The organism is Mesorhizobium sp. M7A.F.Ca.CA.001.08.2.1 (assembly GCF_003998455.1).
Lineage (GTDB): Bacteria > Pseudomonadota > Alphaproteobacteria > Rhizobiales > Rhizobiaceae > Mesorhizobium > Mesorhizobium ciceri.
In genome coordinates this window covers 1-6,029 of record NZ_RZPW01000370.1, presented here as the reverse complement: position 1 = coordinate 6,029, position 6,029 = coordinate 1, and the positions used below count along the sequence as shown (strand labels likewise).

Genomic DNA, 6,029 nt, shown 5'->3' with positions numbered 1-6,029 from the left:
GCTCGGTCAGGCCACCGGAACGATACTCGTTCATCAGGAAGCCGATGGTGCCACGGTTCATGCCGTAGACCTTCTTGCCGGTCCCCATCGTGTCGCGCAGGGTCTGCAGCAGGAAGCCGTCACCCCCAAGGGCAACGACGATCTCGGCCTCCTCGACGGAAGACTGGCCATAGCGCGCCGACAGGCTTTCCAGCGCCGTCTTGGCGTCAGCGGTGTCGGACGAGACGAAGGCGATGTGGCTGGCGGCTTTGCTCATGGCTCCCCGATGACGACCGGTGGCAGCGGCAGGGCCGCGCCAATTTCGGGGTAGCATGGGCGGGGTAGGTCTGCAAACGGAGCCGCCATCCCGGATGGCAATGCCATTCCGGGATGGCGAGGCGACCGCGGGACGGCGGATGCGGACATGCGTTCGCGTATCATGTCAAAGGCTACGCGAATGTGATGGTTAAGACCGGCCTTAAAGTCTCGTAAAGCCGGATCGGTCATGTTAGCCGGCAGTGGATGGGTGGCGTGGGGGCTAGCCAGTCGAGGCCGACATATTGCCGGTAACACGCCTGATCATTGTCTTTCTGATGCTGGGAAGCTTCGCGCTGCTCTTTGCCGAACTGGTGCGCCAGTCCGAAGAGACGAGCTTCCGACCGCAGCCCACGGCGTCGCGCTGTGGTGACGCAGCCGGAGCGCCATGCCCGCAAAGGGCGCTGTAGCGCTGTAACCTGATCATCCTTTCGGACGACCGGCGGCATTGGCGGCCGCTTCGGTGCGCGACATCGCGCGGCAGTTTCTCTCCTTAAAAGCAGAGGCCGGTCGGCTGCCGCACGTTCCACTCGTGAAAGCTTGCTGTTTGCACTCGCGGCGCTTGGCGGTGTAGATGGGTGCACCGATTGGCGGAAAGGTTTTTGGGTAGCCTCGTATCCGCCGTTGTTGGGAAACAAGCCCTGCGGCTCGTTGACTGGCCGGGTGTCTGGAGCAGGGGGTTCCATGTCGCGCAGCGTGTTGATTTCTGGTGGCTGCGGCTTCCTCGGCTCACATCTGGTCGACCGTCTGTTGCGGCGAAGCGATCTGGAAAAGCTGATCGTCGTCGACAATCTTTGGACCGGGACGCGAGACAACGTCGCACATGTCGCCGATCCGCGTTTCGATCTGCAGATTGCCGATGCCGAAAGCTTTTCATCCCTTCAACGCTTCGATGAGATCATCCATCTCGCGTCGCCGGCTTCGCCGCTTTGGTACATGCGCGAGCCGGTACGCACGATCAAGGCCAACATCGGCGGCGCGCTCAATCTTCTGACGCTGCTCAAGCCCGGCGGCCGTTTCTGCTTCGCCTCGACCTCGGAAGTCTATGGCGACCCCCTGGTTTCACCCCAACCCGAGAGTTACAGGGGATCGGTGGACTGCACCGGTCCCAGGGCCTCTTATGATGAAAGCAAGCGCTGCACCGAGGCATTGCTGTTCGAACAGCAGCGGGTTGTCGGGCTCGACATTCGCGTCGTCAGGATTTTCAACACATATGGGCCGCGAACCCGCATCGACGATGGACGCGCCGTTTCGAACTTTGCCATCCAGGCTCTGACAACCGGGGTGCTGACGGTCTATGGCGACGGGTCCCAATCGCGCAGTTGGGGTTATGTCGACGACATCGTCGAGGGGCTGGAACGTTACTTCTGGCGCGACGGCATCTCGCATCGCGGCCCTCTGAACATCGGCAACGATCACGAGGTTTCCGTCCTGCGCATCGCGGAATTCGTCAGGTCGCTTGTCCCCGGCAGCCGCATCGAGCACCACCCTCCGGCTCCCCAGGATCCGACAAATCGGCGTCCGGACCTGACGTCGGCGAGGCATGTCCTTCCTGGCTGGGAAGCCAGGACGGGCTATCAGGAAGGCATCGGGCGCACCTTCGATTGGTTCCGTCAGCGAATTGCGGCCGGAACCGTTGCGGCCCCAACGGCCTGACGCGCCCGGCGTCGCGGCCAAAGCTCTTTCCTGGCTGCCCACTTGGTCACCACCGCATCGGGCGCACCCATCGGCGAGCCCTGGCCGTATCCGCATAAAGATATTGACTGCATGTTTAGTCATAGTTACTCCTGAGGTCGCGAATTGAGTTGGACAGCCGGCGCCAGCCGGTGAATGGCCACCATGAAGAGGGGAATATCTCGACTGCGATGCGGCTTGCCGTTGCCGGTGCGCCGCATGCCGCAAATGCGATGCCGACGGCCGTTCTCGTGCCGTCGATCGGCATTGTCGCCGCCATCTTTTCGTCAGCAGGAAACGGACCTGAGGCCGTAACGCCGCCGGTCCCAACAATGGGAGCATACAGCATGAACTGGAAACTGACCGCGACGGCCATCGGCCTGTCGCTGCTGACTGTCACGGGCGTTGCCCATGCCGACGGCGAACTCAACATCTACAATTGGGGCAACTACACCAGTCCCGAGCTGATCAAGAAGTTCGAGGAGACCTACAAGGTCAAGGTCACCGTCACCGACTATGATTCCAACGATACCGCCCTGGCCAAGGTCCGGCAGGGCGCCTCCGGCTATGACATCGTCGTGCCCTCGGCGAGCGTCGTGCCGGTCTGGATCAGCGAAGGTCTGCTCTTGGAGACCGATCCCAACAAGATGGAGAACTTCAAGAACGTCGATCCCAGGTGGGTCGATGTTCCATTCGATCCAGGCCGCAAATATACCGTTCCATGGCAGTGGGGAACGACCGGCATTTCGGTGAACAAGTCGGTTTATGCCGGCGACCCCAACACATCGGCGATCTTCCTCGACCCACCCCCCGAACTCGTCGGCAAGATCAATGTCGTACCCGAAATGGGTGACATCATGTTTCTCGCCATCGCTTACGAGGGTGGCAAATATTGCAGCAGCGACATGCAGATGCTGAAGAAGGTGCATGACAAGCTGGTGGAGGCCAAGGCGAAATGGCTTTCGCTCGACTATGCGGCCGTCGATGGCCTGGGCAGGGGCGACATCGCCGCGGGCGTCAACTGGAACGGCATATCGCTGCGCGAGCGGCTTGAGAACGACAAGATCGTCTATGGCTATCCCAAGGAAGGCTATCCGATCTGGATGGACAATGTCGCTGTCCTCAAAGACGCCAAAAACGTCGACAACGCCAAGCTGTTCCAGAATTTCATCATGGATCCGCAGAATGCGGCACTGATCTCAGCCTTTGCGCGTTATTCGAACGGTATCAAGGGCTCGGAAGCCTTCATGCCCGACGACATGAAGACCGCGCCGGAAGTCAACATTCCCGCCGATTTCGCCGCCAAGGGCCAGTTCATGCAGGCATGCCCGCCCGACGTGCAGGCGCTCTACACGAAGATCTGGACCGACCTGCAGAAATGACCTGACCAGGCTTTCCCGCGCCGCTGCACGCGGCGCGGTCATCTCCGTCCATGCAACGCGATGCGCAGATCGCAGGAGACTTCCCATGACCGATCTCGACCTTTGCTACATGCCGGCCAGCGAGGCGCTGCGGCTGTTCAAGGCAAAGAAGCTTTCGCCCGTCGAACTGATGCAGGCCACCATCCGCCGCGCCGAAGCCACCAAGCCGACGATCAACTGCCTCACCTTCACGCATTTCGACGAGGCGATGGACCTGGCCAGGAAAGCCGAGGCGAAATACGCCAGGGGGGCCCGTACCGGGGCGCTCGAGGGACTGCCGATCGGCATCAAGGACGAGAGCTACATCAAGGACAAGCCGACCTCGCACGGCTCGCTGCTGTCCCGGGATGCCATCGGTGGCCATACCTCGACGATGAACGAGCGCATCATCAAGGCCGGAGGCATTGTCCATGCCCGCACGGCGACGCCTGAATTCAGCTGCGCCGGCTACACCTGGTCGAAACGCTGGGGCGTGACGCGCAATCCGTGGAACCCGGAATTCACGCCCGGCGGTTCGTCCGGCGGTGCCGCGGCGACGCTGGCGTCCGGCACGTCGTCGATCGCCACCGGCTCGGACATTGCCGGGTCGATCCGAATTCCCGCGTCGGCCTGCGGTCTTGTCGGCTTCAAGCCGCCTTACGGGCGCAATCCGGACGAGCCGCCGTTCAACCTCGATTTCTACTGCCACACCGGACCTTTGGCGCGAAACGTCGGGGATGCGATCCTGCTGCAGAACGTGATGGCCGGACCGAGCCCGCTCGACATCGCCACGCTCCGCCCCAAACTGCGCCTGCCCAGCGACTACAAGCCGATCAAGGGCTGGAAGATTGCTTTCTCGATGAACCTCGGTTCTTTCGAAGTGGACCCCGATGTGCGCAAGAACACGCTTGCCGCCTGCGATGTGTTTCGCTCGCTTGGCGCCACGGTCGAGGAAGTCGATCTGGGCTGGGGCGACGACGTGCTCAAGGCGGGCATGGCCTATCTCGAACATCTGTTCGGCGCCTCACTGTCGCAACTGCTCAAGGAGCACGGCAAGGACATGACGAGCTATGCCAGGCAGTTCGCCGAGGACGGGCAAAGGTCGAAGGCGACGGACTTTGTCGGAACACTGGAAGTGGCGGCCAGGATGTACCAGACGCTGGGGCCGCTGCTGGAGACCTACGATGTGCTGATCTGCCCGACCAACGCGCTTCCCGCCGTGCCGGCGGAGTTCGATCAGACAACGGGCACGGTCGAGATCAACGGCAAGCAGGTGAACCCGTCGCTTGGCTGGGTGATGACGACGCCGTTCAACATGATGAGCCGCTGTCCGGTTCTATCCGTGCCGTCGGGCCGGGCGGCAAGCGGCGTGCCGACAGGCATCCAGATCGTCGGCCGCACCTATTGCGATGCCGATGTCTTCCGGGCGGCCGTGGCCTATGAGACGGCCAAGGGGCAGTGGTACACAAACGCCGAAACGCGCCCGTCGCTATAACAGGGCGATGCGGCCCTTGCCGCGATCGTGATTGATCTGCGGTTTCGGTTATGGTGAGCCGCGCCGGACACCTCGAATAGACGGATCCGTGGCGGAGCCGGCGATCGCCGGCAGAAGGTCCGAAAGGAGCTGGACGAAGATGGCGCAACAAAAAGCTGCGGCGGCAAAACGCAAAGGCGCAACGGCGAAGAATGGACGTGCCGCAAACGATGCCGCGCCGCCCAAGGACCGTCGGCGCGAACGCGGCGAAGCCAGCGTGCAGCGGATCATCGACGCCACCATCGAGCTCATCGCGGAGGAGGGGCTGGCAAGCGTCACCATGCAGCGCATCGCCGAACATGTCGGCTCGTCCAATGCCCTGGTCGTCTTCCATTTCCGCAGCAAGGAGAACCTGTTTCGCGCCGTCCTGCAGTATCTCAGCGATCGATACGATGAGCTGTGGGTGACGCTGGTGCGAGCGCCCGGCCTGTCGCCGGTTGAGCGGGCCCTGGGCGCGGTCGATTGCGCGCAACGTTTTGCCCGCCAGCACCCGAAATGGGTTTCGGTCTTTGTCGTGTTCTCCAGCGACCGCAAGAGCATGCAGATCTACAATGAGATCGGCCTGCCGAGCGATCTTGCCTACACCGCCGAAGCGCGCGAGTTGCTGATCGAGATTTCGCGCAGCGGCGGTTACACCGGCGTCGACATCGACACGCTGTCGGAGAGCCTGAATTATCTGGTCCATGGCGCCTGGTATTGGGATCATCTCAATCCGTCCAGCCGTGACACCAACGTGCTGCGCAAGACCATGCTGCTCCTGCTGCATCAAGCGTTTCCGCGGCATTTCGAATTGATGCGCTAGAGCAATTCCAGGAAAAGTGTGAAACGGTTTTCCGTCCGGAATTGCGCCAAACAAGGAGTTGGAGTGGTTCGCCGTTTCCGTGAAACGGTGAACCGCTCTGACCGCTTTCAGGGCTGCCGCAGATGGCAGCCGGCCTGCCGCTTCTGTTCCAGATACTCGTCGACGAGCTGGCGGTAGCGCACTTTGCCGAAACTCGGGAAATGGCCGCCATGCACGACCGAGACATCGAGGTCGCGCATACGCAAGAGCGTCGCCATGTAATCGGGGATGTCCGAGTGGTAGACATCGTCGATCAGCGGGCCGTCATAGATGATATCGCCTGATA

General features: G+C 61.8%; 5 protein-coding genes and 2 pseudogenes. 4 read left to right on the top strand and 3 right to left on the bottom strand.

All coding sequences use genetic code 11. The features are described 5' to 3' along the window. A pseudogene (locus EN914_RS20940) lies at nucleotides 1–256 on the bottom strand (NAD kinase); the annotation flags it as partial. Nucleotides 257–978: 722 nt separating this feature from the next. On the opposite strand from EN914_RS20940, the gene EN914_RS20935 reads away from it, so the two are divergent. Next, on the top strand, nucleotides 979–1,950 hold the full coding sequence (locus EN914_RS20935; protein WP_013531375.1) for an NAD-dependent epimerase/dehydratase family protein: 972 nt from the start codon (nucleotides 979–981) through the stop codon (nucleotides 1,948–1,950). 115 nt (nucleotides 1,951–2,065) lie between these two features. On the opposite strand, the gene EN914_RS20930 is transcribed toward EN914_RS20935, so the two are convergent. Next, nucleotides 2,066–2,344, bottom strand: coding sequence for a hypothetical protein (locus EN914_RS20930; RefSeq protein WP_127218689.1), 279 nt, complete (start codon nucleotides 2,342–2,344; stop codon nucleotides 2,066–2,068). Between EN914_RS20930 and EN914_RS20925 the strand changes: the two genes are divergently transcribed. The 3 genes from EN914_RS20925 to EN914_RS20915 all read left to right on the top strand — a co-directional run bounded on the left by EN914_RS20925 (nucleotide 2,316) and on the right by EN914_RS20915 (nucleotide 5,704). Continuing rightward, nucleotides 2,316–3,350: an extracellular solute-binding protein gene (locus EN914_RS20925; protein ID WP_024503894.1), complete on the top strand. Its 1,035-nt coding sequence runs from the start codon at nucleotides 2,316–2,318 to the stop codon at nucleotides 3,348–3,350. The genes EN914_RS20930 and EN914_RS20925 overlap by 29 nt on opposite strands. 85 nt (nucleotides 3,351–3,435) lie before the next feature. Beyond that, nucleotides 3,436–4,863, top strand: a complete 1,428-nt coding sequence (locus EN914_RS20920) for an amidase (RefSeq protein WP_024503895.1) — start codon at nucleotides 3,436–3,438, stop codon at nucleotides 4,861–4,863. 139 nt (nucleotides 4,864–5,002) lie between these two features. Then, the gene (locus EN914_RS20915) at nucleotides 5,003–5,704 is read left to right on the top strand and encodes a TetR/AcrR family transcriptional regulator (RefSeq protein ID WP_013531378.1); all 702 of its coding nucleotides are present in this window, start codon (nucleotides 5,003–5,005) and stop codon (nucleotides 5,702–5,704) included. A 107-nt stretch (nucleotides 5,705–5,811) separates the two neighbouring features. On the opposite strand, the pseudogene EN914_RS20910 reads toward EN914_RS20915, so the two are convergent. Further along, nucleotides 5,812–6,029, bottom strand: a pseudogene (locus EN914_RS20910) (MBL fold metallo-hydrolase); the annotation flags it as partial.

Bases quoted from the DNA above. Each gene is read 5' to 3' on its own strand.
- EN914_RS20930 (WP_127218689.1), bottom strand. From the start codon at position 2,344: ATGGCCGTCGCGGTCAGTTTCCAGTTCATGCTGTATGCTCCCATTGTT.
- EN914_RS20935 (WP_013531375.1), top strand. From the start codon at position 979: ATGTCGCGCAGCGTGTTGATTTCTGGTGGCTGCGGCTTCCTCGGCTCA.
- EN914_RS20925 (WP_024503894.1), top strand. From the start codon at position 2,316: ATGAACTGGAAACTGACCGCGACGGCCATCGGCCTGTCGCTGCTGACT.
- EN914_RS20915 (WP_013531378.1), top strand. From the start codon at position 5,003: ATGGCGCAACAAAAAGCTGCGGCGGCAAAACGCAAAGGCGCAACGGCG.
- EN914_RS20920 (WP_024503895.1), top strand. From the start codon at position 3,436: ATGACCGATCTCGACCTTTGCTACATGCCGGCCAGCGAGGCGCTGCGG.